The sequence below is a fragment of the Streptomyces sp. NPDC048442 genome (genome assembly GCF_040651475.1).
Taxonomy (GTDB): Bacteria; Actinomycetota; Actinomycetes; order Streptomycetales; family Streptomycetaceae; genus Streptomyces.
On record NZ_JBEZKB010000005.1, the window covers coordinates 337,956 to 363,265 of the forward strand.

Annotated in this window: 26 protein-coding genes and 1 riboswitch; of the genes, 13 read left to right on the forward strand and 13 right to left on the reverse strand. The window is 72.8% G+C overall.

The genetic code is table 11. The features are described 5' to 3' along the window. Nucleotides 1–210: 210 nt before the first annotated feature. Together cobC and AB0D18_RS11040 are read right to left on the reverse strand one after the other, a co-directional pair. Entirely contained in the window at nucleotides 211–1,275 is a 1,065-nt protein-coding gene (gene cobC / locus AB0D18_RS11035; RefSeq protein WP_362415258.1) for an Rv2231c family pyridoxal phosphate-dependent protein CobC, read from the reverse strand. Next, nucleotides 1,256–1,690: a cobalamin biosynthesis protein gene (locus tag AB0D18_RS11040; RefSeq protein WP_362415260.1), complete on the reverse strand. Its 435-nt coding sequence runs from the start codon at nucleotides 1,688–1,690 to the stop codon at nucleotides 1,256–1,258. The genes cobC and AB0D18_RS11040 overlap by 20 nt, the downstream gene beginning before the upstream one ends. Nucleotides 1,691–1,764: 74 nt before the next feature. Here AB0D18_RS11040 and AB0D18_RS11045 point away from each other — a divergent pair, with 74 nt between their 5' ends. Continuing rightward, nucleotides 1,765–2,508, forward strand: a complete 744-nt coding sequence (locus AB0D18_RS11045; protein WP_362415262.1) for a ZIP family metal transporter — start codon at nucleotides 1,765–1,767, stop codon at nucleotides 2,506–2,508. Between the two features lie 35 nt (nucleotides 2,509–2,543). Here AB0D18_RS11045 and AB0D18_RS11050 read toward each other — a convergent pair whose 3' ends face one another. From AB0D18_RS11050 to AB0D18_RS11085, 8 genes are all read right to left on the reverse strand, one after another. Then, the gene (locus tag AB0D18_RS11050) at nucleotides 2,544–4,007 is read right to left on the reverse strand and encodes a cobyrinate a,c-diamide synthase (RefSeq protein ID WP_362415264.1); all 1,464 of its coding nucleotides are present in this window, start codon (nucleotides 4,005–4,007) and stop codon (nucleotides 2,544–2,546) included. Then, nucleotides 4,001–4,609 carry a cob(I)yrinic acid a,c-diamide adenosyltransferase gene (gene cobO, locus AB0D18_RS11055; protein ID WP_362415266.1) on the reverse strand — a complete coding sequence of 203 codons (609 nt, stop codon included), beginning with the start codon at nucleotides 4,607–4,609 and terminating at the stop codon, nucleotides 4,001–4,003. Before cobO ends, AB0D18_RS11050 begins: the two co-directional genes overlap by 7 nt. Continuing rightward, a complete protein-coding gene (locus AB0D18_RS11060) occupies nucleotides 4,609–6,666 on the reverse strand; it encodes a putative cobaltochelatase (protein ID WP_362415268.1) in 2,058 nt (685 codons plus the stop codon). Before AB0D18_RS11060 ends, cobO begins: the two co-directional genes overlap by 1 nt. A gap of 153 nt (nucleotides 6,667–6,819) precedes the next feature. After that, a complete protein-coding gene (locus tag AB0D18_RS11065; RefSeq protein WP_362415270.1) occupies nucleotides 6,820–8,379 on the reverse strand; it encodes a cobyric acid synthase in 1,560 nt (519 codons plus the stop codon). Further along, nucleotides 8,376–9,368, reverse strand: coding sequence for a cobalamin biosynthesis protein (locus AB0D18_RS11070; protein WP_362415272.1), 993 nt, complete (start codon nucleotides 9,366–9,368; stop codon nucleotides 8,376–8,378). The genes AB0D18_RS11065 and AB0D18_RS11070 overlap by 4 nt, the downstream gene beginning before the upstream one ends. A 36-nt stretch (nucleotides 9,369–9,404) precedes the next feature. Further along, nucleotides 9,405–9,543: riboswitch (cobalamin riboswitch) on the reverse strand. Nucleotides 9,544–9,686: 143 nt separating this feature from the next. Then, a complete protein-coding gene (locus AB0D18_RS11075) occupies nucleotides 9,687–9,908 on the reverse strand; it encodes a hypothetical protein (RefSeq protein ID WP_362415274.1) in 222 nt (73 codons plus the stop codon). 13 nt (nucleotides 9,909–9,921) lie between these two features. After that, on the reverse strand, nucleotides 9,922–11,214 hold the full coding sequence (locus AB0D18_RS11080) for an inorganic phosphate transporter (protein ID WP_362415276.1): 1,293 nt from the start codon (nucleotides 11,212–11,214) through the stop codon (nucleotides 9,922–9,924). A gap of 156 nt (nucleotides 11,215–11,370) precedes the next feature. Beyond that, nucleotides 11,371–12,150, reverse strand: a complete 780-nt coding sequence (locus AB0D18_RS11085; RefSeq protein WP_362415277.1) for a lysozyme — start codon at nucleotides 12,148–12,150, stop codon at nucleotides 11,371–11,373. Nucleotides 12,151–12,509: 359 nt separating this feature from the next. On the opposite strand from AB0D18_RS11085, the gene AB0D18_RS11090 reads away from it, so the two are divergent. From AB0D18_RS11090 to AB0D18_RS11100, 3 genes are all read left to right on the forward strand, one after another. Next, nucleotides 12,510–13,190: a class II aldolase/adducin family protein gene (locus AB0D18_RS11090; protein ID WP_362415342.1), complete on the forward strand. Its 681-nt coding sequence runs from the start codon at nucleotides 12,510–12,512 to the stop codon at nucleotides 13,188–13,190. Between the two features lie 104 nt (nucleotides 13,191–13,294). Then, nucleotides 13,295–14,437, forward strand: a complete 1,143-nt coding sequence (locus tag AB0D18_RS11095) for a hypothetical protein (protein ID WP_362415279.1) — start codon at nucleotides 13,295–13,297, stop codon at nucleotides 14,435–14,437. 196 nt (nucleotides 14,438–14,633) lie between these two features. Beyond that, nucleotides 14,634–15,956, forward strand: a complete 1,323-nt coding sequence (locus AB0D18_RS11100; RefSeq protein WP_362415281.1) for a hypothetical protein — start codon at nucleotides 14,634–14,636, stop codon at nucleotides 15,954–15,956. Between the two features lie 66 nt (nucleotides 15,957–16,022). Here AB0D18_RS11100 and AB0D18_RS11105 read toward each other — a convergent pair whose 3' ends face one another. Together AB0D18_RS11105 and AB0D18_RS11110 are read right to left on the reverse strand one after the other, a co-directional pair. Beyond that, nucleotides 16,023–16,448 carry a VOC family protein gene (locus tag AB0D18_RS11105; protein WP_362415283.1) on the reverse strand — a complete coding sequence of 142 codons (426 nt, stop codon included), beginning with the start codon at nucleotides 16,446–16,448 and terminating at the stop codon, nucleotides 16,023–16,025. Nucleotides 16,449–16,637: 189 nt separating this feature from the next. After that, nucleotides 16,638–17,528, reverse strand: coding sequence for a neutral zinc metallopeptidase (locus AB0D18_RS11110; RefSeq protein ID WP_362415285.1), 891 nt, complete (start codon nucleotides 17,526–17,528; stop codon nucleotides 16,638–16,640). A 291-nt stretch (nucleotides 17,529–17,819) separates the two neighbouring features. Here AB0D18_RS11110 and AB0D18_RS11115 point away from each other — a divergent pair, with 291 nt between their 5' ends. From AB0D18_RS11115 to AB0D18_RS11130, 4 genes are all read left to right on the forward strand, one after another. Beyond that, nucleotides 17,820–18,542 carry a hypothetical protein gene (locus AB0D18_RS11115; protein ID WP_362415287.1) on the forward strand — a complete coding sequence of 241 codons (723 nt, stop codon included), beginning with the start codon at nucleotides 17,820–17,822 and terminating at the stop codon, nucleotides 18,540–18,542. Between the two features lie 105 nt (nucleotides 18,543–18,647). Next, complete coding sequence (locus AB0D18_RS11120) at nucleotides 18,648–20,246, forward strand: ABC-F family ATP-binding cassette domain-containing protein (RefSeq protein WP_362415289.1); 1,599 nt, start codon at nucleotides 18,648–18,650, stop codon at nucleotides 20,244–20,246. A gap of 435 nt (nucleotides 20,247–20,681) precedes the next feature. After that, the gene (locus tag AB0D18_RS11125) at nucleotides 20,682–20,900 is read left to right on the forward strand and encodes a helix-turn-helix domain-containing protein (protein ID WP_185035675.1); all 219 of its coding nucleotides are present in this window, start codon (nucleotides 20,682–20,684) and stop codon (nucleotides 20,898–20,900) included. 173 nt (nucleotides 20,901–21,073) lie between these two features. Further along, nucleotides 21,074–21,865 (forward strand): enoyl-CoA hydratase/isomerase family protein, encoded by a 792-nt coding sequence (locus AB0D18_RS11130; protein ID WP_362415291.1) that lies wholly within the window; start codon nucleotides 21,074–21,076, stop codon nucleotides 21,863–21,865. Between the two features lie 49 nt (nucleotides 21,866–21,914). Here the strand turns inward: AB0D18_RS11130 and AB0D18_RS11135 are convergent, their stop codons facing one another. Next, nucleotides 21,915–22,667 (reverse strand): nucleopolyhedrovirus P10 family protein, encoded by a 753-nt coding sequence (locus tag AB0D18_RS11135; protein WP_362415293.1) that lies wholly within the window; start codon nucleotides 22,665–22,667, stop codon nucleotides 21,915–21,917. 100 nt (nucleotides 22,668–22,767) lie between these two features. On the opposite strand from AB0D18_RS11135, the gene AB0D18_RS11140 reads away from it, so the two are divergent. Genes AB0D18_RS11140 through amaP form a run of 5 tightly spaced genes read left to right on the forward strand, consistent with a single transcriptional unit; the run spans nucleotide 22,768 to nucleotide 25,086 of the window. Then, nucleotides 22,768–23,274, forward strand: coding sequence for an Asp23/Gls24 family envelope stress response protein (locus AB0D18_RS11140; RefSeq protein ID WP_362415295.1), 507 nt, complete (start codon nucleotides 22,768–22,770; stop codon nucleotides 23,272–23,274). Between the two features lie 43 nt (nucleotides 23,275–23,317). Continuing rightward, entirely contained in the window at nucleotides 23,318–23,530 is a 213-nt protein-coding gene (locus tag AB0D18_RS11145) for a hypothetical protein (protein ID WP_362415296.1), read from the forward strand. Between the two features lie 5 nt (nucleotides 23,531–23,535). Next, nucleotides 23,536–23,883, forward strand: a complete 348-nt coding sequence (locus AB0D18_RS11150; protein ID WP_362415298.1) for a hypothetical protein — start codon at nucleotides 23,536–23,538, stop codon at nucleotides 23,881–23,883. A gap of 8 nt (nucleotides 23,884–23,891) precedes the next feature. Further along, nucleotides 23,892–24,497, forward strand: a complete 606-nt coding sequence (locus AB0D18_RS11155) for a DUF6286 domain-containing protein (protein WP_362415344.1) — start codon at nucleotides 23,892–23,894, stop codon at nucleotides 24,495–24,497. A 7-nt stretch (nucleotides 24,498–24,504) separates the two neighbouring features. Beyond that, nucleotides 24,505–25,086: an alkaline shock response membrane anchor protein AmaP gene (gene amaP / locus AB0D18_RS11160; RefSeq protein WP_362415300.1), complete on the forward strand. Its 582-nt coding sequence runs from the start codon at nucleotides 24,505–24,507 to the stop codon at nucleotides 25,084–25,086. Nucleotides 25,087–25,310: the final 224 nt, after the last annotated feature.

The window sequence follows — 25,310 nt, forward strand, 5'->3', positions numbered from 1 at the left end:
TTGCCCACCCGTCCCGCCCCCGGGGGGCGGCCCCGCTGCCCAAGAGGGCTAGGGGGGTAGGGGCAGGCTTTTAGGGGCGCGGGGAACTGCGCGACCAGCCACGACGCACCCGCGCGTCACCCCCGCGCAGCCAGATGCACCCGCACGTCACCCCCGCGCAGCCACGACGCACCCGCACAGTGCCCACCGGCCCGCCCCGCCCCGCCCCGCTCAGCCACCTACCGCCCGAAGCCCCGCGCAAGCGCCCAGCTCCCGCAGGAAACTGTCCGTCGTCGCCACGTCCCGCACCGCGACCCGCACCCACTCCTCCCCGAGCCCCGGAAACGTGTCGCCCCGCCGTACCGCGAACCCCCGCGTCCGCAGTCGTGCCCGTACCCCTGCCGCATCCGGCATCCGTACGAGCACGAAGGAGGCCCGCGCCCCCTCGACCACCCGCACGGACGCCCCCAACTCGCCCAGTCTGGCGACCAGATACGCACGATCCGCAGCGATCCGCACCGCCGCCGACGAAGCCTCCGCCAGCGCCTCCGGCGACACACACGCCTCCGCCGCCACCAACGCCGGTGTGGACACCGGCCACAACGGCTGGGCCCGCTCCAGCGCCGCGATGGTCTCCGGCTCGGAGGCGGTCACGTACCCCACCCGCAGCCCGGCCAGACCCCATGTCTTCGTCAGGCTGCGCAGCACCACGAGCCCGGGTACGTCGCCCCGTCCCACCAGCGCCTCCGGCTCACCCGGCACCGCGTCCATGAACGCCTCGTCGACGACCAACGTCCGCCCCGGGCGCGCCAGTCGGGCGACGAGGGCCGCCGGGTGCAGCACCGACGTCGGGTTCGTCGGGTTGCCGATCACCACCAGGTCCGCCTCCTCGGGAACCGCCGCCGGGTCCAGCCGGAAGCCGTCCGCCTCCCGCAGCAGCACCCGCCCCACCTCGTGCCCCGCGTCCCGCAGCGCCGCCTCCGGCTCCGTGAACTGCGGGTGCACCACCACCGGCCGCCGCGCCGGCAGCGCCCGTGCGATCAGTACGAACGCCTCGGCCGCGCCCGCCGTCAGCAGCACCCGTTCCACCGGCAGCCCGTGCCGCGCCGCCACCGCCGCCCGCGCGGCCCGGCCGTCCGGGTACGCGGCGAGGGCGTCCAGGGACGCGGCGAGACGTTCCTTGAGCCACTTCGGCGGAGTGTCGGACCGTACGTTGACCGCGAGGTCGGTCAGATCCGAGGCGTTGCGAACCTCTGCGTCGCCGTGATGGCGCAGGTCATGGGCGAGAAGGGTCACAGGGTTCACCGTTTCGTGTCAGGGCCACCGCGCACGTCGCCATGGCCGGACGCCCCGCAGGCGCCGACTTCCTCTTGGGCACGAGGAGTTCGGCCCCGCCGCCCCCGGCGACAAGTGCCGCCGCCTCCGCCACGGACGGCGTGCCGACCGCGCCGAGCGCCCGCCCGGACGGGTTCGGCACCGTCACCGACGCCAGGCGCTCCGCCCCGTACGACAGGACCGGCACCCCGAATCGCCGCGCGCACTCGACGATCGCCCGCTCGTCCGCCTTGACGTCGACGGTGGCGAGAGAGGCCACGGCCGTCAGCGGCAGCCGGGCCTCGGCGAGCACGCCCACCACGAGTGCGTACAGCTCCTCGACGGGCGCGTCCTCGCAGGCCCCGACTCCGACGGTCACCCGTTCGGTCCGACTCACCGGACATCCTTCCGCGCGGCGAATCGGCCCAGCCCGAGGTGCGCGGTGGGCCGGGCATCGACTAGCAAGGGCACATGGCGGTCTTCGTCGCGCTCGGCGCGTTCCTGATGACGCTGTTCGGTGGCTGGGTCGCCCAGCGCGTCACCGACCGGCGCCACCTCGTGCTGGGCCTGGCGGGCGGACTGATGCTCGGCGTCGTCGGCCTGGACCTGCTGCCGGAAGCCCTGGAGGCCGCCGACAGCGAGGTCTTCGGCGTACCGGCGGCGCTGCTCCTCTTCGTCGGCGGCTTCCTCCTCGCACACACGGGGGAGCGCCTGCTCGCCGCGCGCCACGCCGGGCACGGGGGCGAGGAGGGCGAACACGCCGCCCAGAGCCGCAGGCCGGAGGTGGGCCTGACCGCCGCCTCCGCCATGGTCGGCCACAGCCTGATGGACGGCATCGCCCTCGGCGCGGCCTTCCAGGTGGGCGGCAGCATGGGCCTCGCGGTCGCGCTCGCCGTCGTCGCCCACGACTTCGCCGACGGATTCAACACGTACACACTGACCAGCCTGTACGGCAACGAGCGCCGCAAGGCCCTCGCGATGCTGTTCGCGGACGCGGCGGCTCCGGTGCTGGGAGCGGCGTCCACTCTCCTGTTCACCCTCCCGGCCGAACTCCTCGGCTGCTATCTGGGCTTCTTCGGCGGCGTACTCCTCTATCTGGCCGCCGCCGAGATCCTGCCCGAGGCCCACCACGACCACCCGGCCCGCTCGACCCTGCTGTGCACGGTGGCGGGCGCGGCTTTCATCTGGCTGGTGGTGGGCCTCGCGGCGGAGTGAGGCCGCCGGGGAAGGCGAGGCCACTGGGGGAGGGGTCACGGCCGGCCGCACCGCTCCACGAACCGGTACGCCATCTCCGGAGCGGCCGCCCAGTGCGTGTGCAGATAGCTGGCGTGCACACCGTCCTGTACGAAGCCCTCGACGCGGCGCTGCGGATGCGTGATGCCCCACGCGGGTGCGGCCCCCGCCCCCGGCTCGATGACCGTACGGTGGAACTCGTGCCCGCGCAGCCGCGTCCCGGCGGCAGCCAGCGCACTGTCACCGACGGCCACGGCCTCCCGGTACCCGAGCGTCAGCTTCTCCGACATGCGCGCCTCGGCGTCCAGCACCCCGCACATGGGCTGCCCGTCGAGCGACCGCGCCAGATACAACAGCCCGGCACACTCGGCGGCGATCGGCGCCCCGGAACGGGCGAGCTCGGCGACGGCCTTCCGCAACGGCTCATTGGCCGACAGCTCGGGCGCGTACACCTCGGGGAACCCGCCCCCGATCACCAACCCCCGCGTCCCCTCGGGCAGTTCCTCGTCATGCAACGGATCGAACGGCACGACGGTGGCCCCCGCCGCGGCAAGCAATTCGACGTGCTCGGCATACGAAAACGTAAACGCCGCCCCAGCCGCAACCGCCACGACGGGCCCCCCGCCCCCGCTCCCTTGGGCGCTGCCCCCGCTCCCTTGGGCGACGGGGCCGCCCCCGGGGGCGGAACGGGCGGGCAAGGGGGCGGCCCCCGGCCTAGCCGCACCCACCCGGTCCCGCCCGACCTCAGCCACCACACTGTCGCCGAGCTCCCAGGCCGCTGCTCCCGTGGCCCCCGCGCTCCGGGCCAACCCCAGCACCGCCTCCAGGTCCACCCCAGCCCGCACCTGCGACGCCAGCGCCGCAACCGCCTCCACCGCCTCCGCCTGCCGCTCGGCAACCGGCACAAGCCCCAAGTGCCGCGAAGGCGTCCGCACCTGCCGAGCCCGCCGCAGCGCGCCCAGCACAGGAACACCCGACCCCTCCAGCGCCTCCCTCAGCAGCTCCTCGTGCCGGTCCGACCCCACCTTGTTCAAAATCACGCCGCCGATCCGCACCTCCGGATCCCAGGACGCGAAACCGTGCACCAGCGCCGCCACCGACCGCGACTGCGAGGACCCGTCCACCACCAGCACCACCGGTGCCCGCAGCAACTTCGCCACCTGCGCCGTCGACGCCAACTCGCCCTGCCCGGCGGCCCCGTCGTACAGCCCCATCACGCCTTCGACGATCGCTAGATCGCACCCGGCCGCGCCGTGCTCGAAGAGCGGGGCCACCAGCTGCGGCCCGCACATGTACGCGTCCAGGTTGCGCCCCGGCCGCCCCGTCGCCAGCGCGTGGTACCCCGGGTCGATGTAGTCGGGGCCCACCTTGTGCGGGGAAACGGCAAGCCCACGCTCCGTGAAAGCAGCCATCAGCCCCGTCGCGACCGTGGTCTTCCCACTCCCCGACGACGGCGCGGCCACCACAATCCGTGCTACCACTCGATGCCCCGCTGCCCCTTCTGACCCGCGTCCATCGGATGCTTCACCTTCGACATGTCGGTCACCAGATCAGCGGCATCCAGCAGCGCCTGCGGAGCATTGCGCCCGGTGATCACCACGTGCTGCGTCCCCGGCCGGTCGCGCAGTACCCGCACGACCTCCTCGACGTCGATCCACCCCCAGTGCATCGGATAGGCAAATTCATCCAGCACGTAGAACTTGTACGTCTCGGCCGCCAGGTCCCGCTTGACCTGCTCCCAGCCCTCCCGGGCCTTCTCCTCGTTGTCTGTGTTGTCGCCGTGGAGGTCGCGCTGCACCCACGACCAGCCCTCGCCCATCTTGTGCCAGGCGACGGTCCCGCCCTCGCCCGTGGCGCCGAGCGCCTTGAGCGCGTTCTCCTCGCCGACCTTCCACTTCGCCGACTTCACGAACTGGAACACCCCGATAGGCCAGCCCTGGTTCCAGGCCCGCAGCGCCATGCCGAAGGCCGCCGTCGACTTCCCCTTGCCGATGCCCGTGTGCACCATGAGCAGCGGCCGGTTGCGGCGCTGGCGGGTGGTGAGCCCGTCGTTCGGTACGGATTCCGGCTGTCCCTGCGGCACTATGCGGCCCTCCTCGTCGCGCCCTGTCCGGCGCCCTGTACGTCCTTGACCAGCCCGGCGATCGAATCCGCCCGCAGCTCCTCCAGCGTCACCGCCGTGGCGCCCAACTCCCTTGCCAGCTCGGCCGCGAGACCGAGGCGCACCATCCCGGACTCGCAGTCCACGACCACCGAGGCGATGCCCTCCGCCTCGTGCAGCCGCGCCGCCCGCCCGGCCAGCGCCACCGGATCGGGGCCGCCGGTCGCCCGCCCGTCCGTCACCACGACCAGCAGCGGCCGCCGCGACGGATCCCGCAACCGCTCCACCCGCAGTACGTCATGAGCCTTCAGCAGTCCTGCCGCCAGCGGGGTACGCCCGCCCGTCGGCAGCAGTTCAAGGCGCGCCGCCGCGGCGTCCACCGACGACGTCGGCGGCAGCGCCACCTCCGCCTCCTTGCCCCGGAAGGTCACCAGACCCACCTTGTCCCGCCGCTGGTACGCGTCCAGCAGCAGCGACAGCACCGCACCCTTCACGGCGCTCATCCGCTGCCGGGCCGCCATCGAACCGGAGGCGTCCACCACGAAGAGCACCAGGTTCCCCTCGCGCCCCTCCCGCGTCGCCTGCCGCAGGTCGTCCCGCCGCACGACCAGGCCGCGCCCGGTGCGCCCACGCGCGTGCTGGTGCGGGGCGGCGGCCTGCACGGTGGCTGCCAGATGCAGCTTGGTGAGCGCGCCCCGGGGCCGTACCGCCCCTGTCGTACGACCGTGCTCGGTACGCGCGCGAGACCTGCGGCCCGCCGCGCCCTCGCCGAGGCCCGGCACGCTCAGCATCTTCGTGCGGAACGGCTCGGCGGCCCGTGCGGCGGGCTGCTCGCCGCCGCCCTTCCCGGCCGGGGCGCTCTGCTGCTCGGGCTGCTCCTGGGGCGGCTCGGGCGCGCTGCCCTGCTCCGATTCGGCGCGCTCGGGCGCGTCGGGCCCGCCACCGTCGTTCTGCGGGGGGATGCCGCCACCGGGCCCCTCAGGACCGGGATCGGGATCGTCGTCCCCGCCGCCCCCGTCCCCTTCCGGAGGGCTGTTCTGCTCCAGCGTCTCGTCGAGCTTGTCCTCGTCGAGGCCCGGCGCGTCGAAGGGGTTGCGCCGCCGCCGGTGCGGCAGCGCCAGCAGCGCGGCCTGCCGTACGTCCTCTTCCTGTACGTCTTCCCTGCCCGCCCACGCGGCCAGCGCGGTCGCGGTGCGCGCCATCACGATGTCGGCGCGCATGCCGTCGACCTCGAAGGCGGCGCAGGTGGCCGCGATCTGCCGGAGCGCGTCGTCGCCGAGGCGTACCTGCGGGAGCAGGGCGCGCGCCGCCACGATGCGCTCGCGCAGATCGGCCTCCTCGCCCGCCCACTTGGCGGTGAAGGCGGCGGGGTCGTCGTCGTACGCGAGCCGCCGCCGGACCACCTCGACCCGCAGGTCGGTGTCGCGCGAGGCGGCCACCTCCACGGTCAGCCCGAACCGGTCGAGCAACTGCGGGCGCAGCTCACCCTCTTCGGGGTTCATCGTGCCGACCAGCAGGAAACGCGCGGCGTGCCGCACGGACACACCCTCCCGCTCGACGTACGAAGCCCCCATGGCGGCGGCGTCCAGCAACAAGTCCACCAAGTGGTCATGCAGCAGATTGACCTCATCCACATACAGAATCCCGCGATGGGCATCCGCCAGCAGCCCCGGCTCGAAGGCCTTCACGCCCTCGCTCAGTGCCCGCTCGATGTCGAGCGCCCCGACGAGCCGGTCCTCGGACGCGCCGACGGGCAGCTCCACCATCCGCGCGTCCCGCGACACACCGTGCTCTTGCGCGTGCGGCCCGTCGGGACACGCCGGGTCCGGCGCCGCCGGGTCGCAGGAGAACCGGCAGTGCGCGACCACCGGCACCTGCGGCAGCAGCGCGGCCAGCGCACGCACGGCGGTGGACTTTGCCGTGCCCTTCTCACCCCGTACGAGCACACCGCCGACGGCGGGCGACACGGCGTTGAGCAGCAGGGCGAGCCGCAGGTCGTCCTGCCCGACGATCGCGGTAAAGGGGTAGGGCGTACTCATGAAACCTCCATAGCCATTCCACAAAAAGCGTCTCCAGGCCGCGGCTTGACCGCTAGCCCTCTTGGGCAGCGGGGCCGCCCCCGGGGGCGGGACGGGTGGGCAAGGGGGCGGCCCCCACGCGGAGCGCAACCCCTCGCTCCGGCCCGCGCTCGCTCACCCCCGCCCCTCCGGCACCCCCGGCGGCACGAACGGCAGCCCCACCGGCGCGCCCGACTCGATCAGCCGCCACAGCCCGTCGGTGTCCGCGTGTTCCTCGATGAGATCGCCGAGCTTGTCCAACTGCTCCTCGCGCAGCGCCTCGAAGCTGGTGTCGGGCGCGGGTACGAAGCGACGCCCTGCGGCAGCCGCGACCTCCCGCAGGAAGGCCCGCCGGAACGCGTCGCTCTCCAGCGACCCGTGCCAGTGTGTCCCCCAGACGGAACCCACCCGACACCCGTCCAAAAAGGCTTCCCCACCCAGGACATCCGCCACCCCGTGATGGATCTCGTATCCCGCGACGGTCTCGCCCAGCGCCTCACCCACCGGCCGCGCCAACGTCTTCTCCCGCGCGAACCGCACCCGCACCGGCAGCAGCCCAAGACCGTCCACGCTCCCGGCGCGCGACTCGACCTCGTCCTCGATGTGCTCGCCCAGCACCTGGAACCCGCCGCAGATCCCCAGCACCGGCAGACCCTCGGCCGCCCGCCGTACCAGCGCCTCCGCGAGCCCCCGCTCCCTCAGCCATTTCAACGCCCCGACCGTGCCCCGGGTTCCCGGCACGACCACCAGGTCCGCGTCGGCCAACTCCTCGGCGCGGTCCACGAAACGCACGACCACACCCGGCTCGGCGGCCAGCGCGTCCACATCGGTGAAGTTCGACATCAGCGGCACCGCGCACACCGCGACCCGCAGTACGTCCTCGCCGACCGGCGGGGCCACCACGGACTCGCGTACCGCGCCCCGCATCGACACCCGCAGCCCGTCCTCCTCGTCGATGCCCAGCCCGTGCGCGAACGGCAGCACGCCGTACGTCTTGCGCCCGGTGAGGCCCTCCAGCATCTCCAGGCCGGGCTCAAGCAGCGAGACGTCACCGCGGAACTTGTTCACCAAGTACCCCGCGACCAGCCGCTGGTCCTCCCTGGCCAGCAGTGCGGTCGTACCGAAGAACGACGCGAAGACCCCGCCCCGGTCGATGTCCCCGACCACCACCACCGGGAAGTCGGCGGCCCGCGCGATCCCCATGTTCACGATGTCGGTCCGGCGCAGATTGATCTCGGCGGGACTCCCGGCCCCCTCGCAGATCACCGCGTCGTACTGGCTGCGCAGTTCGGCCAGGCACTCCGTCACCGTCCCGAGCAGCGCCTCCCGGTGCCCGCCCTGGACACCCTTCCCGTACGTCTTCCCGCCCGCCGTCCCGAAGAAGCCGCGCGCGCTCATCTCGCCCACCGGCTTGCCGAGCAGCACCACCTGGCTGGACCTGTCGCTGCCCGGCTTGAGCAGCACCGGGTTCATCAGCGCCGTCGGCTCGACCCGCGCCGCCTGCGCCTGCATCGCCTGGGCGCGCCCGATCTCCGCACCCTCGCGCGTCACGAACGAGTTCAGCGACATGTTCTGCGCCTTGAACGGGGCGACCTTCACCCCCTGCCGCACCAGCCACCGGCAGATCCCCGCCGTGACCACGCTCTTTCCCGCGTCCGACGTGGTCCCCGCGACCAACAGCCCGCCGCCACTCATGAGTTACGTCCCTTCACGTACGAGGCCGCCAGCCGCCCCGCCGCACACACGGCCAGGGCCAGCAGATTCACCCGGCGCGACAAACGCACCGCACGCTCGATGTCCGGTACGGCGACGGGCCGCCCGGTCTCCCCGTTCAGCACGGCCCGGTGCTCCACGCGTCCCGCGTACGACAGCGTCCCGCCGAGCGTGACGCCCAGGGCGCCGGCGAACGAGGACTCCACCGGCCCCGCGTTGGGGCTCGGGTGCTTCGCGGCGTCCGCGCGCCAGGCCCGTACCGCACCCCGGGGATCGTCCCCGGCGAGCACGGCCAGCGCGGCCGTCAGCCGGGCGCCGGGCCAGCCCGCCACGTCGTCGAGGCGGGCCGAGGCCCACCCGTAGCGCCGGTGGCGAGCCGACTTGTGGCCGACCATCGCGTCCAGGGTGTTCACCGCCCGGAAGGCCACCAGACCGGGCACGCCGCCGACCGCGCCCCACACCAGTGCGCCCACGACCGCGTCCGAGGTGTTCTCGGCGACCGACTCCACGACCGCGCGTGCCATCTGCTGCCCGTCCAGGGCCTGCGGGTCCCGCCCGCACAGGTGCGGCAGCCGCTCGCGGGCGACGTCGAGGTCACCGGAGGCGAGGGCTCCGCCGATGGCACGGGCCTCGCGCCCCAGCGACGTACCGCCGACAACAGACCAGGTGGCGGCGGCGGTCAGGGCGACCGAAGCGACGGGGGAGCGGCGTACGGCGCGCGCGGCGACGGCCGCCGCCCCGGCGGCCCCGCCGACGCAGACCAGGGTGTGCAGTGCGCCCCAGCCGCGGTGGTCGCGCCACAGGATCCGCTCCACCGCGCCCGCTCCCCGTCCGAAAGCGGCGACGGGGTGGCCCCGCCGGGGGTCGCCGAGCAGGAGGTCGCCGAGGAGTCCGGCGGCGGCGCCGTACGCGAAGACGCGGGCGGGACTCGGGCAGGGGGTGGCTGAACTGCGGGTTCCGCAGCCGGGCATGGTGATGTGTCCTTAACTCAGGGTCCGCGCCCTGGTTCGACGTGACGAGCGGCTGGGAGTTCCTGGCTTCCGTACGACCGGGTGGGTCGGTACGTGACAGTGGCGGGACCGCGCCGGATTCGCACCGGCTTCCTCTCCATGCCGCCGTATTGGCTCCGGCAGTCCACCACGCCCCGAGAACACCCGTCAACCTGGGCTTGACCTGCGCCGCTCCGCGGAACTCGGGGGCGTACGCAGAACCGCCCCGCGCGCGAGGCACGGGGCGGTGAGGTGAAGCGTGGTGCGGGCGACGACGGGTGGTGCCGACGACGCGCGGGTTCAGGCGACGATCAGGAAGATCCCGTACGCCACGGCCGCCGCGCACAGCGCGAAGCAGGCGTACGCGCCGGTGCGCGCCATGGCCACGGAGCCGCCCGAAGCGGCGGCGCTCGCCTGCTTGGAGAGGCCCACGATGCCGAGGGTGAACAGGCCCACCAGACCCACGGTGGCCACGAGACTGACACCGAAGACGGTGCCGAGAGCTGCCCAGTCGATGTTCATGTCGGGTGCGTCCTTAGACCGAAGCGGCCGGGCGGGCCGCCTCGGCGGGGGAGTGGAGGGTGGCCTTTATGTCGCCGGTGGCGGAGTGCGTGACCTCGTGCGGGAACACACCGGCCGGGGGAGGGGAGACCGCCGCCATGGCGGTCGTGACGACGCCCGCGGGCTCGGCCGCGGGCGCTGCCGGGGCCGTCGCCGGGGCGTCCAGGTCGTCGGCGGTGACGTTGGTGTGGTCGACCGGCTTGCGGCGCGACAGGACGTAGATCAGGCCCGAGCCCGCGACCAGCAGGACCGCCACGGCGGTGACGCCCCAGGCGCCCTGACCCGTCAGGTACTCCGCGGCGGCGGCGACCAGACCGGCCGCCGGCAGCGTCAGACCCCAGGCGACGAACATCCGGGTCGCGGTCGACCAGCGGACCACGCCGCCCTTGCGGCCGAGGCCCGCGCCCATCACGGAGCCGGAGCAGACCTGGGTGGTGGAGAGGGAGAAGCCGAGGTGCGAGGAGGCCAGGATGACCGTCGCGGCGCCGGTCTGGGCGGCGAAGCCCTGCGGCGGACGGAGGTCGGTGAGCCCCTTGCCCATGGTGCGGATGATGCGCCAGCCGCCGAGGTAGGTACCGGCGGCGATGGCGACACCGGCCGAGACGATGACCCACAGGGGCGGGTTGGAGCCGGGCGCCAGCACGTTGCCGGTGACCAGGGCCAGGGTGATGACACCCATGGTCTTCTGTGCGTCGTTGGTGCCGTGCGCGAGCGAGACGAGACCGGCGGAGGCGATCTGGCCCGCCCGGTAGCCCTTGGCGGTGGCCTTCTCGTCGGTCTTGCTCGCCAGCTTGAAGGTGAGCCGCGTCGCCAGGTAGGCGGCGATGCCGGCCACGATCGGCGCGGCGATGGCGGGCAGCAGCACCTTGGTGATGACGACGCTGCCGTTGACGCCGGAGGTGCCCACCGACATCAGGGTGGCGCCGATGAGGCCGCCGAAGAGTGCGTGGGAGGAACTGGACGGCAGGCCGATCAGCCAGGTCAACAGGTTCCAGAGGATCGCGCCGACGAGCGCCGCGAAGATCACTTCTGTCGTGATGCCGCTCTCGTTGATGAGCCCGCCGGAGATCGTTTTCGCGACCTCGACGGAGAGGAAAGCACCAACGAGGTTCAGCACGGCGGACATGGCCACCGCCGTCTTGGGTTTGAGAGCGCCGGTCGAGATGGTGGTGGCCATCGCGTTGGCAGTGTCGTGGAAACCGTTCGTGAAGTCGAACACGAGAGCGGTGACGATCACGATTCCGAGAAGGAGCGTGATGTGTTCCATTTACCCAGGCAATCGTTTGAGGTCAGTGGCTGTTGGAACGTAAGCAACCCGAGTGAACGGAAGGTGAACTGGGCAGGGCGTCCCGGTGACCCGAAACGCCGCGCCGCCGTTCCGCTTTCACCGGAACGGCGGCGCGGGCGGGTCCTCGCACGGGAGTCAACGACGAGTGAACGCACTCAACCGGCCGAGCGACCCGTTGAAGAGATTCTGGTCACCCGGAAGTGCGCCCCGGGCGTTGTTGAACTGCCAGAAGGTCCAGTACGACCAGCCGGCCGGCAGCGCACCCGGCGAGGAGCTGTAACGCGCCAGCCACAGCGCGTGGTTCCCGCCGAAGGCCCGGCTCTTCCCGGTGCACTGGTTCCACCAGAGCGCGGTCGTGTAGATGACCGGACGGCGGCCGGCCCTGCGCCGCACCTCGTCGCTGAAGGACCTGATCCACGACACCATCCGGCCCGGCTTCAGCCCGTAGCAGTTGTTCCTCTTGTTGGTCTTCTTGTACGGGTTGTTCTCCAGGTCGACGGCGGGCGGCAGCGTCCAGCCGTCGGCCCGCCAGCCGCCGCCGTTGCGTACGAAGTGGGCGGCCTGGGCCTTGCCGGACGACTGGTGCGGCAGCGCGAAGTGGTAGGCGCCGCGCGCCATGCCGACCCGGCGCGAACCGTTGTACTGCTGGGCGAAATAGGGGCTGCGGTAGGTGTGGGACTCGGTGGCCTTGACGTAGACGAACGTCGCGCCCTTCTGCTTCGCCCTCCGCCAGTCGACGTTCTTCTGGTGGCTGGAGACGTCGTGCCCGCGCGGTGTGGCTGCGGCCTGCGCGTCCGGGCTGCCCAGCAGGACCGTGGTCCCCAGGGTCAGCGTGGCCGTGAGGCCGGCCGCGGCCGACAGTGTCAGGGCGCGGCGGCGGGCGCGACGACGGGACGGTTTGTGATCACGGGCCATGATTCCCCCCGGAATGGCGACGTGCATGACAAATCAGGGCAGAGGCTACTGGAAGATCTACAAAACCCCGTCGATCTCCGGTAAATCCCGGCCAATCCCGGCAAAGGAGGGGTGAACGGGGGCCGGTGGGACTTACGGAGCCCCGGCCTCCGGGCTACAGTGCGCCGCCGCCGACTGGCAGGATGCGGCACATGGCGACGGAACAGGCGGGGCAGACGGAACAGGCGGAACAGACGGAACAGGCGGAACAGACGGAACAGACGGAACAGGCGGAACAGACGGAACAGACGGAACAGACGGAACAGACGGAACAGACGGAACAGGCGGAACAGACGGGGCAGACGGAACAGGCGGACGCGATGGAATCGGTGGACGCGACGGAACCGGCGGAACCGGCGGACGCGATCGGGCGGGCCTGGCGGGACCTGGTGGACACCGCCCGCCGTTCGGTGGCGGACGGGCTCGTCGTCGGCACGTCGGGCAACGTCTCCGTACGGGTGGGCGGCCTGATCCTGGTCACCCCGAGCGGCGTCCCGTACCACCGGCTCCGCCCCGGCGACGCGGTCGGCGTCGACCTCGACGGCAACCAGGTCCTCGGCGACCTCGCCCCCACCACCGAACTCCCGATGCACCTCACCGTCTACCGCAACAGCGACGCGGGCGCGGTCGTGCACACCCACGCCGTGCACGCCACCGCCGTCTCCACCCTCGTCGACCGGCTGCCCCTGGTGCACTACATGGCCGCGGCCATGGGGGGCCAGATACGCACGGCGCCCTACGCGACGTACGGGACCGAAGAGTTGGCCGAGAACGTGCGGCGCGCGCTGCACGAACGCACCGGCTGCCTCCTGCAGAACCACGGCACCCTCACTTACGGCCACTACCTCGACCAGGCCTACGACCGCACGGCGCAGCTGGAGTGGATGTGCCGGCTGTGGCTCACCGCCTCCTCCGTCCCCGGCCACTCGCCGACCCTTTTGTCCGACGCCCAGCTCGACGCCGCCGGGCAGCAACTGCGGGGGTACGGACAGCAGGGCTGAAGGGCTGCGGACGGCAGGGCCGAACCGGCACAGTCCCCCTGCCGCCGCGCACCGGCGGCCCCCGCCCACTGGCAGTCGCGGCCCGCTGTACGGACACTGAAGCGGTGCACCCGGCTAAAGCGGCGGCAGCGGCCGTCACCACTCTGATCGGCATCGGCGCGGCTGCGGTCGCAGCCGCCCGGTACGTCGGCGACGCCGCGCTCAAGGCGCCGCCCGGCCGGCCGACGCCCAGCGGCCCCCGCGTCACCGTGCATGCCACGGAGCCAGGACAGGTCACCCTGACCCGCGGCCTCGCCACGCTCAGGACCGGTACGTACGGACTGGAAGGCGCGGGACCGGAGGGCGCGGCAGTCCACGCCGTCGTCGGCCCCGTCCTGAACGCCGTGCCGCACGAGGCGCACACGGTCGTCCGCCGCCTGGAGCGGGTCACCCAAGGCTCCCTGGAACCGGGCGCGAAGGTCCGGCTGACCCCGCAGATCCACACCGGCGACCCGAAGAGCGCGCTCGGCCTCGACTTCGAGGACGTCGAGGTCATGGGCGAGCTCGGGACGCTGCCCGCCTGGTTCGTACCCGGCTCCCGCACCACCTGGGTGATCGCCGTGCACGGCCTGGGCACCACCCGCGAGCACCCGCTGAACGTCATGGGGCTCCTGCACCGCTACCGCCTCCCGGTACTCGACCTCGGCTACCGCGGCGACCCCGGCGCGCCCCGCTCCCCGGACGGCCTCGGCCACCTCGGCGACTCGGAGTGGCGCGACCTGGACGCCGCGATCCGGCACGCCGTGCGCCAGGGCGCCGAGCGGATCATCCTGTACGGCTGGTCCACCGGAGCCGCGATGGCCGTGCACGCCGCCACCTCCTCCGCGGTCCGCCACCTCGTCTGCGGACTCGTCCTCGACTCCCCGGTGCTCGACTGGGAGGCGACCGTCCGCGCACTGGCCGCCGCCCGGCGCACCCCGGCCGCGCTGCTGCCGCTCGCCGTCCGGGCCGCACAGGGCAGCACGGGACCGCACGGCGACCGGCTCCGCGAGGCCGCCGACCCGAACGGGCTGCGCGTCCCCGCGCTGATCTTCCACGGACCGGGCGACACGGTCGCCCCGTGGGGGCCCTCCCGCGCACTGGCCGCCGCCCGCCCGGACCTGGTCACCCTGCACACCGTGCCGGACGCGTCGCACGCCGCGATGTGGAACGCCGACCCGGCCGCCTACGAGGAAGCCCTCCGCAGGTTCCTCACCCCGCTGATGTAGCCCGCCGATGCGGCCCGCGCAGCCCCCGGTGGAGCCCACTTAGCAGAAATCGAGGCCCGCCGGGGGCGGCGCGCGGCATTCCGTTTGGGCTTTCGGGCAGTCAGCGGAGACACTGCTCCACGTGACGTCCCGTACACCGCGCGACTCCAGGCTCCGACTTGTCCGCCCGCGACCCCTCGCCACAGCCCGACGGGCCGTGACGAACCGGCGTACCCGCCCGGCCCCGCGTCCCCCCGAGGGGACTCCCGCCCAGGCAGAACTGGCCCGTCACGCCAGGGAGGTGCTCGCCGACGCCGCCCGCATCGCCCGCTGGGCCGACACCGAGCGCGCCCGTGGCGCCGCACCCCGGCCCGGCCAGGCCGGCACGCTCTCCGACGCGTCCGCCGAACGCGCCGCCGAGGCACTGCGCCTGAGCGAGGCTCAGGTCCGCGCGGGCTGGGACCGCGCCCGCCTCGCCGGTCTCGTCGAGATCCACGGCGCCAACGCCCGCTCGGGCTGGCGGCTGCGCGCCTGGGACCGCGACGACGCCGCGGTGCTGCGCGGCTGGGTCGCCCTCTTCGACGCCTGGTCGATCGTCCACCCCGCGCCCGAGGGCATCGCCCCGGTCACCGTGGCGGAGGTCGTGGAGTCCGTCCCCCAGGTGCTCTCCCTCCTTCAGCTCTCGGCCGGCCCCGTTCTCGTACCGGCCCTGCTCGACCTGCTGGAACAGCGCGTCGCCGAACTGCACGAGGAGCGCTGCGAGGTACCGCCCAACCTGCACGGCATCCCCGCGCAGACCGCGCCGCACTCCGATCCCGTACCCCTCTCCCTCCTCCTCGGCTGGGTCCTCGCGGGCCTCGCCTCCGTCGGTGCGCTGACCCTCGGCGAGGGCCAGGCCACCCTGACCCCCCTCGGCAGCTGGGCGGTCTGGGTCAAGCTGGAGCAGATCTGCGTCGCCGCGCAGAGCCCCGCCGGGAACATCGAGCAGTCCGCCGACGCCATGCTCGGCGGCTGCGCCCGTCTCACCCCGGGCCCGGCCCGCGCCGAGTACCGCGCCTGGCTGGCCGCCCGCACCGTAGGCACCGCCGTCCTCGAACTCCTCGAAGTGGCCCGGGGCGAGGACGCCCTGCTCCGCGGCCTCGCCTTCGAGGCACTGCGCGTGGTCGGCGCCCCCGCCGAGGCCGAGGTGCGCGCTGCCGCCGACGAGCTCGCCCTGCGCCCGTACGCCCTGCTCTGGCTCGCCGAGCACGAGGGCACCGACCCCGAGGACGCCCACGACCTGCTCACCCGCGAGGAGTCCACCTGGCTCTGGGTGGACACCGCGGCGGCCGTCGCCGACCACGGCGAGAGCGAGCTGCTGGTCCGCCACCTGGAATCGGCGGTCCAGGGCACGGTCCCGGCCCTGCTCGACGAGGTCCGTGCGGTGGGCCACCCGCGCACCGTGCAGGTCCTGGTCGCGCTCGCCGCCGCCCACCCCGACCCGGCCCTCGCGAAGGCCGTGCGCCGCGCGGCGTTCCAGGTGCACACCGGCGGGGCGTAGTCAGGGACTTGCCGGGGGCGTGGTCAGGTACTTGCCCGGGGGCGTGGTCAGGGACTTGCCGGGGGCTCAGCCGTGGGACCCCGGTACGTACGTCCCGAAGGACCAGACGTTGCCCTCGGCGTCCTTGGCCATGTAGTCGCGGGAGCCGTAGTCCTGGTCCGTGGGCGGCATCAGGATCTCCACCCCGAGCGCCGCCCCGTACTCCACGGCGTGCTTGTGGTGGGCGTCCGTGTCCGTCACGACGATGTAGACGCTCGTCGGGCCGGCGTCCGCCATCACCTTGTCGAACTCGCCGCCCCGGCCCTTGCTGCCCAGCATCACCGAGCCATTGCCGTAACTCAGCTCCGCGTGCTCGATCCGGTCGCCCTCGCCCTCGTACACCGCGTCCTTCTTGAAGCCGAAGGCCTCGGTCAGGATCACCATGGCGGCCTTCGCGTCCCGGTACAGCAGGGCCGGGTACACGCTCGGTGCGCCGGTCGTTGCTTCTGTCATGTCACTCACCCCTCGATCCGAACGGGCCGCACTCTGTGACCCACGACACAGTCTTGCAGGGGGGTCTGACAATCGCCCCTGACCAGCGCGAATGCCGCCAAGCGGGGCTTAACGGCCCAGCAGACCAACAGCCCGGCAGCCCCACACCCAGCAGCCCCCCAGCAGCCCCGCACCCAGCGGCTCAATGGCTCAGCGGAAGGTGTTGCACCGCGCCATGTCGCCCGTCTTGAAGCCGGTGTAGAACCACTGCTGGCGCTGCGCCGCCGACCCGTGCGTCCAGCTCTCCGGCGTCACCCGCCCCTGGAACTTCTCCTGGATCCGGTCGTCGCCGACCGCTGCCGCCGCGTCGAGCCCGTCCCGGATGTCCGCCTCCGAGAGCTGGGTGATCAGCGGCTTTCCGGTCTTCTCGTCCGGCGTACGCGTCGCGTGCCGCGCCCACACCCCGGCGTAGCAATCGGCCTGGAGCTCCACGCGCACCGCGTTGCTGTTCGCGCCCTGCCGCCCGTCCTGCGAGCGGGCCAGGGTGCCCATCCTGTTCTGGATGTGGTGCCCGTACTCGTGCGCAACGACGTACGCCTGCGCGAAGGGCCCGCCGCTGGAGCCGAACTTCGTCCGCAGCTCGTTGAAGAAGCCCAGGTCCAGATAGACCTGCTTGTCACCGGGGCAGTAGAAGGGGCCGACCGCCGAGGTGGCCGCACCGCACGCGGTGGAGACCCGATCGGTGAAGAGCACCGTCCGTGCGGGCGAGTACTGCGCGCCCCGCCGCGCGAACTCCTGCCGCCAGAAGTCCTGCACGCTGTTGACCACACCGAGGATCCGGCAGTCGTCCTTGGTGTTCGCGTCCCGCCCGGTCCGGCAGCTCTGCTGCACCTGCGCCTGCGAGGAGGCGGACGTCGCGGGCTCCTCGTCGCCCGAGGAGAGCCCCAGCTGCTCCGGGCCCACCCCGAACAACACCCCCATCACCAGTGCGATGAAGCCGACGATGCCTCCGCCGATCGTGGCCTTCCCGCCGGGAATGCGGCTGCCGCGCACGTCCCGGACCTCCGAGCTGTCCAGATTGGCGTCGTCGTCGAACTGCACGGGGCCGCACCACCCTCTGCTTCCGCTGCCTCGGCCGGCCGCCCCGCCGGTCGGAGGGGCGGAGCCGGCCGGGCGACGGCGGTCCGTCGCCCTGTGCCGAGTATCAGCCCATTCATCCGCTTACGCCCCACTTTCCGGTGCTACGGGGTCACCGCCGAACGGGGGACCGGCCCCGGACCGTCCGCCGTGTCGCCCCGACCCGGCCCCGCGCCCGCTCCCGCGCCGATACGTTCTGAGCCCGGCCCGCCCCGCTCCTGGGGGCAGCGGCAGCACAAGGGGGAACCCGTACCGATGACCGTCCCGGCCGGCCGCCGCCCCGCTCGCCGCCTTGCCAGCCGCACCGCCCGGCTGCTCCTCCCGGTCCTCGCGGCAGCCCTCGCCCTCCCCCTCCTCACCGCGGCCCACCACGCCCGCCCGGCCCCCTACGGCGACCGTCTCACCGTCCATGCGCGGGGCCCGGCCGCGGATCCCGTACTCCGGATCGGCAAGCGGGCCGTCGGGGCGTACGACAGGACCACCGGACGCCACCGCTGGACGTACGCCCGCACGGGGCACCACCCCCTCGCCGTGCACCCGGCCCCCGGCCACGCCTTCACGCTCTGGAGCGACGGCCTGGTCACCGACACCGTCCGCGCCGACGGCCGGGCGATCCGCTGGCACCGGGCCATCCCCGACTTCGACGGCCGCGCGGCAGGCGTCCTGCGGCCCCTCGATCCGGCCGCCGAGATGCTCGCCGTGGTCACCCCGCGGCACATCGCCGGGTACCGCACCGCGGACGGCGACCTCCGATGGGTACTGCTCGCCAGGCCCGGCTGCGCCTTCGCCGCCGACCGGGTCGTACGCACCGCCCGTACGCTCCTCGTCGCGCAGCCCTGCCCCGAGCCCGCCGCCTGGACCGACCAGGTCGTTCCCGTCGACGCCCTCGGCCGCGTCACCCCGGACCGCACACCGCTCGGCAACGGCCGCGCACCCCGGGGAGCCGGGCCCCGAAACCAGGTTGCGAACGCCCGTTAGACTGGGCCGTATGGCATCTCTCCTTGCGCATTAAGCGGCGTTGAAGAAGTAAACCTCCCCGCCTGTCAAAACTTCCGCCGTCCAACCCCGCACAGGAGTTTTTCCGTGATCACCGCCTCCGGCATCGAGCTGCGCGCCGGCGCCCGCATCCTCATCGAGAACGCGTCCTTCCGCATCGCCAAGGGCGACCGCATCGGCCTCGTCGGCCGCAACGGCGCGGGCAAGACCACCCTCACCAAGTGCCTCGCAGGCGAAGGCATCCCGGCCGGCGGCACCATCTCCCACTCCGGCGAGGTCGGCTACCTCCCGCAGGACCCCCGCACCGGCGACCTCGACGTCCTCGCCAAGGACCGCATCCTGTCCGCCCGCGACCTCGACTCCGTACTGCGCAAGATGCGCGAGAACGAGCAGAAGATGGCCACCGGACAGGGCGCCACCCGCGAAAAGGCGATGAAGAAGTACGAGCGCCTGGAGACGGAGTTCCTCACCAAGGGCGGGTACGCCGCCGAGGCCGAGGCCGCCACCATCGCCGCCGCCCTCGGACTGCCCGACCGGGTGCTCGGCCAGCCGCTGCACACCCTCTCCGGCGGTCAGCGCCGCCGCGTCGAGCTCGCCCGCATCCTCTTCTCGGACGCCGACACCCTGCTCCTCGACGAGCCGACCAACCACCTCGACGCCGACTCCATCGTCTGGCTGCGCGACTACCTGAAGAGCTACCGCGGCGGCTTCATCGTGATCTCCCACGATGTCGAGCTCGTCGAGACGGTCGTCAACAAGGTCTTCTACCTGGATGCCAACCGCGCCACCATCGACGTCTACAACATGGGCTGGAAGCTCTACCAGCAGCAGCGCGAGGCGGACGAGAAGCGCCGCAAGCGCGAGCGGCAGAACGCGGAGAAGACGGCCAAGGTCCTCCACACGCAGGCCGACAAGATGCGCGCCAAGGCCACCAAGACGGTCGCCGCACAGAACATGGCCAAGCGCGCCGACCGCCTGCTCGCGGGCCTGGACGCCGTCCGGGTCTCCGACAAGGTCGCCAAGCTGCGCTTCCCGGACCCCGCGCCCTGCGGCAAGACCCCGCTGATGGCGGAGGGCCTGTCCAAGTCGTACGGCTCCCTGGAGATCTTCACCGACGTCGACCTGGCCGTCGACAAGGGCTCCCGCGTCGTCATCCTCGGCCTCAACGGCGCCGGCAAGACGACGCTGCTGAAGCTGCTGGCGGGCGCCGAGGAGCCCGACACCGGAAAGGTCATCGAGGGCCACGGCCTCAAGATGGGCTACTACGCCCAGGAGCACGAGACGCTCGACCCGGACCGCACGGTCCTGGAGAACATGCGCTCCTCCGCCCCCGACCTGGACCTGGTCGAGGTGCGCAAGACGCTCGGCTCGTTCCTCTTCTCCGGCGACGACGTCGACAAGCCGGCCGGGGTCCTCTCCGGCGGCGAGAAGACCCGTCTGGCGCTCGCCACCCTGGTCGTCTCGTCCGCCAACGTCCTGCTCCTCGACGAGCCCACCAACAACCTCGACCCGGCCAGCCGCGAGGAGATCCTCGGCGCCCTCCGTACGTACAAGGGCGCCGTCATCCTCGTCACGCACGACGAGGGCGCCGTCCACGCGCTGGAGCCCGAGCGGATCATCCTGCTCCCCGACGGTGTCGAGGACCTGTGGGGCCCGGACTACGCGGACCTCGTGGCGCTGGCATAGGCGCACCGCACCACCGGCACCACCACTCCCGCGGCTCCGTGGCCCTGGCATATCCCGGGGGCAAAGGACCAGGCAGTCGCCCCGTTCGACGGCCCCTGACTGATCCACTTCGACTGGATCATTCGGCCTACGCGTGATCCTTCATCTGAGTGAGTGCCTCTCGTACCCCGGCGCGTCACACCCCGCACTGAGGCCCGCCCTGTCATGGGGCGGGCCTTCGGCGTTCACTGATCGTTTTACGGCGCTGACCTGGTGATTCCTTCCGGTGCCCGGATTCCGGTATGGCGAAGGACACGCGGAATTCGGAATTCCGGCGGCGGCTGTCACTTCCTCCGCGGCGAACCTTGTTGTACGGACCTTGCCGAATGGGTGGCCAGGAAGGCGGGAAGGGGTGATCATGAGAAGTCCAGAGCGCACTTCCTTGAGGAGGCACGGGTGGCCGAGACTCTGAAGAAGGGCAGCCGGGTAACCGGCGCCGCGCGCGACAAGCTCGCGGCAGACCTGAAGAAGAAGTACGACTCCGGTGCGAGCATCCGGGCGTTGGCCGAAGAAACCGGCCGCTCCTACGGATTCGTCCACCGGATGCTGAGTGAGTCCGGAGTGACGCTGCGGGGACGCGGCGGAGCTACACGCGGCAAGAAGGCCACGGCCTGACAGCCGTCCAGCCTGACAGTCACGTTTCCAGCTGTACCTGGCTGTACCCGTACGCGCACCCAGCGGTGCGAGTACGTGGTCGGTGCGGGGTCGGTCGTGGACACGGTTCGCCGGGTGGTTACTGTGCAGTCACTTAAGTGGTGACGGCACCGTAACCCAACCGGAGGCACCCCATGGCTTCGCTCGACCCCGTACTCGACAAAGACGGCGTGCAACTCACCGTCGAGGACGCCGTAGCCACGGTGACCCTGGCCAACCCGGCCAAGCGCAACGCCCAATCCCCCGCTCTGTGGCGGGCGTTGACGGAGGCCGGGAAGGCGTTGCCCGGATCCGTCCGGGTGGTCGTGCTGCGCGGAGAGGGCAAATCCTTCTCCGCGGGCCTCGACCGGCAGGCGTTCACCCCGGAAGGCTTCGACGGTGAGCCGTCCTTCCTCGACCTCGCGCGTGGTTCCGATGCGGACCTCGACGCGGAAATCGCCGCGTACCAGGAGGCTTTCACCTGGTGGCGGCGGGCCGACATCATCAGCATCGCCGCGGTCCAGGGCCATGCGATCGGTGCCGGCTTCCAGCTCGCCCTCGCCTGTGACCTGCGGGTCGTCGCCGAGGACGTGCAGTTCGCCATGCGCGAGACCAGCCTGGGCCTGGTGCCCGACCTCACCGGTACGCACCCGCTGACCGGCCTTGTCGGGTACGCCCGCGCGCTGGAGATCTGCGCCACCGGCCGCTTCGTCCACGCGGCGGAGGCCGAGCGCATCGGCCTCGCCAACCTCGTCGTGCCGGGCGACGAACTCGACGGCGCGGTGCGGGACCTGACCGCTGCCCTCCTGGCCGCCCCGCGCGACGCCGTCATCGAGACGAAGGCGCTGCTGCAGGGTGCCTCGGACCGTACGTACGAGCAGCAGCGCAGCGCGGAGCGTGCGGCGCAGGGGCGCAGGCTGCGGGACCTCGCGGGGATCTCCGACTGATCGCGCGCCCCCAGCCCTTCACTTCTCGTACGTCACACCGGTTCGTACGTCACACCGGTTCGTACGTCACGTCCGTGACCAGTACGGCCACCGACGGGTGGCCCGGCACTGCGTCCGCCACCGCGGCGCGGACCGCCAGGGCCACCTCCCGTGCAGGGTTCTCCCCGGTCACCGCCACCTCTACGAGGACGTGGTGGCCGGGGATCGCCGTGTCGTAGTGCACCGGGGCGCCGAGCACGGAGGTCAGGCGGGCCACGCCGGGGACGGCGGTGGCGGCGCGGGCGGCGAGGGCCTCGGGGCTTGTGTCGTTCCCGGGTGTGCCGGCCGGCTGTCGCCCGGGTGGGTCAGTGGGGTCAGGTTTTTCCCGTACGCCGCCCAGCGCCTCGCCCAGCAGCCCCGTGACTCGGAGGTCCACCTCGGCCACGGCCAGGCCGAGACGGTCCTCGGCGGCCGTGAACAGCGCCGACCGCAGCCGGTTCGCCGCGTACGGAATCGGCTCCCGGGGCGAGGCCTCGAACTCCGCCTCGATACGGAGCGGTCCGGGCGGCAGTGCGCCCGGTGGAGGCGGCACGGCGGGCGAGTCCCGTACGCCGTCCGGGTCGGCGGGACCCACCCGGAGTGCGCCGAGACGCACTCCCGCCACGTCCTTTCCGGCCCGGCGCAGTACGGCGTCCGCCGCCCGTTCCGCGAGCCAGCAGCCGTCCGTCCGGGTGCCCAGGGGCAGCAGTCTGCCCAGGCCCAGCCGCTGCCGTACCGCCTGCGTCCAACCGCCGTCGGGCGTCGTGGGTGCTGTGGATGCCATGGGTCCAGCCTGCCGCATCCACGGCGCGGCATCGGGTAACCGGACTTAATGTGGCAACGGAGTCCAGTACCGCGTACCCCCCGGAAAGGGACGAACGGCGATGGCTGACACCGAACAACAGCGCAACATCCGCTCCGGAGGCCCGGAGAAGGACCTGTCACGCACGGGGACGGGTGCCGCACCCGGGGCAAGTACCCCGCAACGCGGCGGCGGAGACCCGGCGACCCGTGGACGCACCACCATCGCGGACGGCGTCGTCGAGAAGATCGCCGGGCTCGCCGCCCGCGACGTGGTCGGCGTCCATGCGATGGGCGGCGGCCTCTCCCGCACCTTCGGCGCGGTCCGCGACCGGGTGCCGGGCGGCAGCACCAAATCCGTGAGCCGCGGCGTGAAGGCCGAGGTCGGCGAGGTGCAGACGGCCCTCGACCTGGACATCGTCGTCGAGTACGGCGTCTCGATCGCCGACGTCGCCATGGCGGTGCGAGAGAACGTGATCTCCGCCGTCGAGCGGATGACGGGCCTCGAAGTCGTCGAGGTCAACATCGCGGTCGGCGACGTGAAGCTGCCCGACGAGGAGGACGACGAGCCGGAGCAGAAGCTCCAATGAGGCCGTCGGAGCGGTGCGGGAACACGAGAGTGAGGGCGGTTCGATGAGTCTGTCTGTGGTCGGCCTGGCGGCCGGCATCGCGCTCGGGTTCGCCGGGTACTTCGGCGGGTTCGGAGCGTTCGTGGTCGTCGCGGCGCTGGGACTGATCGGCTTCGTGGCCGGCCGGTACCTCGACGGCGACCTGGACCCCGGCGAGCTCTTCCGCCCCCGGGACCGCGGCGACCGTGACGACCGGCCCCGGACCCGGCCGCGGTGACCTCGGTGGCCCCGGCGCCCCGGGCGGTGGTCCCCGCCGCCGAGCGGGGCGCCACCCGGATCGCGGACCGGGTCGTCGCGAAGATCGCCGCGCGGGCGGCGCGGGAAGTGCTCGACGCGCCGCCCGAGGGCGGCCGGGCGCCGCACGCCGAGGTGACCGTGCACGGTCCTGCGGCACGGGTGTGGATCGGTCTTGAGCTCGGCTACCCGTCCGACATTGGCGGCCAGTGTGCCCTAGTACGCCGCCAAGTCACCGACCGGGTGGGCGAGTTGACGGGCATGACGGTGCCGGAGGTGACGGTGCTGGTCGAGCGGCTGTACCGGGCGGACCCCGAGAGCAGGAGGACGCGGTGAGCGAGCACGTGCCCACGCTGGAGGCGGAACGGAGTCCGGCCGCGCGGAGCGGTTCCGCGCGCCGGAAGCGGTTCTGGTCCGCGCGCCGGATCCCGGCAGGGGTGGTGGCCGCGGTACTGCTCGGCGCGGCGGGGCTGCTGCTGTACGACGTACTGGCGGTACGGTCCGGGCGCCCCGGCATGCGCTGGCGCCGCGAGCTCGCGAAAGCCCTGGCGGAGCGTCCGCTGGATCAGGTGTGGATACAGGTCGGCGCGGGCCTGGCGGTAGCGCTCGGCCTGTGGCTGGTGGTGCTCGCCGTGACACCGGGGCTGAGGCAGCTGCTGCCCATGCGCGAGGAAGGCACCGGGGGCGGGGAGGTGCGGGCCGGGCTCGAACGGAGCGCGGCGGCACTCGCGCTCCGTGACCGGGCCATGGAGGTGCCGGGGGTGCAGGGGGCGCGGGTTCGGGTGGGACGCGGCAGGGTCACCGTACGGGCGGTCTCGCACTTCCGCGAACTGGCCGACGTGCGGGAGGACTTGGGCGAGGCGATGCGGCGCGGCATCGATGAGCTGGGACTGGCCCGCGAGCCGGGCCTCGCGGTGCGGGTGGAACGTGTGGAGGGCGGAAAGGGGTGAACGGCCCATGCGGAATCCGGTGAACAGGGTGCTGTTGGGAGTACTGGGGCTGATTCTCGTCGGAGTGGGCGGTGCGGCGCTGACGGCGGGGCTGGGCGTCGGGGTTCCGTCGTGGTGGCCCTTCGCGGGCCGCGACGACGTACTGCTGAGCACGGCGGACCGGACCCGGTGGAGGGACGCGGGCTGGTGGTGGCCGGTGGTCGTGGCGGTGCTGGTGGTGTGCGTGCTGCTGGCGCTGTGGTGGCTGTTGGCGCAGGTGCGGAGGAAGCGGCTGGGAGTGGTCCGGATCCCCGGCGACGGCGGGGCGGGACAGGTGCTGTTGCGGGGGAGGGCGCTGGAGCGGGTCCTCCGGGAGGAGGCGGAGGCGCTGGAAGGGGTCGCACGGGCCGATGTCTCCCTGACGGGCCGTCAGGACGCACCCCGGGTACGGATCGGCCTGCTGCTCGGGCCGACTGCCGCCCCGGCGACGGCGGTTGCGGACATCGTGGGAGTGGGAGTGAGCAGGGCCCGTGATTCGGTACGCGCGGGGAGCTTGCCGGCGGAGGTACGGGTGAGGGGTCTCCGGCGGGGGCCTCGACGGGTCGACTGAGGGGCGCTTGTGCGCGGGCCGCTTGGGCGCGGGGCGGTGGGCGGTGGGTGTTGCGCAGGTGCGGGCCGGTTGGGCGCGGGGCGGTGGGCGTGCGGGCCGGTTGGTCGTCGTGCGGGTGCGTCGTGGCTGGTCGCGCAGTTCCCCCGGCCGACGGCACGCCGCCCGGAGGCGACGCGGCGGAATCCGGCGCCGACGACCTCTACCAGCTGTCCTGGCGCCCCGGC